Source organism: Treponema sp. R6D11 (assembly GCF_054786075.1).
Map to the genome: position 1 here is coordinate 1 of NZ_BDHD01000368.1, position 1,246 is coordinate 1,246.

Below are 1,246 nucleotides of genomic sequence, written 5' to 3' on the forward strand. Positions count from 1 at the left end.
CTATTAGAGTATGAAATTTATCAATATCGATCTTGGACAGCATCGCCGTCTTTTTCCTTAGCCGTCATCCTTTGAATCGTCGTTTTTAGGCTTTAAAACGGAGCCAAGAGTATAGGTAGAATCTGACGATTCATCATCTTTTGACATATAACGAGACATTTCATCGCGCTGAACTTTCTTTTGGTAATCACGTAATGAAAAAGCCGCTTTTTGTTTGTCGCTTTGAATCTCAAGGACAATTGCTTTGACTTTATCTCCTACTTTATATTTTTTTATCGCTTCTTCGGGATCATCTTCGCGATTTTCCACAAGATTTGATTTGTGAATAAGTCCTTCTATGCCGCCTGGAACTTTAATAAATATGCCAAAGTCGGTAATGGAAACAACTTCACCCTCCACAGGAGAACCCGGCTTGTAATTCTCGCAAAAATCTTTCCACGGGTCTTCCGATAACTGCTTAACGCCAAGTTTAATATTTCTGTTATTCGGGTCTATGGATAGAATCATAACTTCAATTTCCTGACCTACAGTAAGAGCGGAATTTTTACTTTTCTTTAACCATGACATATCGTCCGAATGCAAGAACCCGTCGATGCCTTCTTCGATTTCAACAAACGCTCCGGCATTGGTCACTTTAACAACTTTTCTGTTAATCCTTGTTCCCACCGGATATTTCTCTTCGATAGTTAACCATGGATTTTCTTTAACCTGTTTAAGCCCTAACGATACCCTACCCGCTTGAAGATCATAACCAAGTATCATGCACTCGACAACATCGCCGATTTTTACAATGTCCTGCGGTTTTTGAACTTTCTTTAACCAGGAAAACTCTGAAATATGCGCAAGTCCTTCGATGCCTTCTTCAAGTTCTATGAATGCGCCAAAGTCGGTAAGTTTTGTAACTTTGCCTTTGACAATATCATTAACATGATATTTTTCTTCAAAGTGAACCCAAGGATCGTCAGTGTAATGTTTAAGCGATAGATTTATTCTTTTTTCCTGCTTGTCTATTCTAATAACTTTTAATTTTATTTCCTGACCTTTTTTTACAAAGTCTTTAGGGCGCGTAACGTGCCCCCAGCTCATGTCGTTAATGTGAAGAAGTCCGTCAAAACCGCCAAGATCGATAAACGCGCCGAATGAGGTGAAACTTTTTACAACGCCCGTCACGTCCGCGCCTATGGGAACTTTTTCAAAGAACTCGTTGCGTTTGTTGTCAAGGTTTTCTTCCATGAACTTTCGTCTG

1 protein-coding gene is annotated in these 1,246 nt (G+C 39.5%); it reads right to left on the reverse strand.

The window, feature by feature from the left end:
* Positions 1-57: 57 nt before the first annotated feature.
* Positions 58-1,246: S1 RNA-binding domain-containing protein (locus ACYVTD_RS13185; RefSeq protein ID WP_461248197.1), on the reverse strand; the 1,189-nt coding region annotated here is incomplete at its 5' end.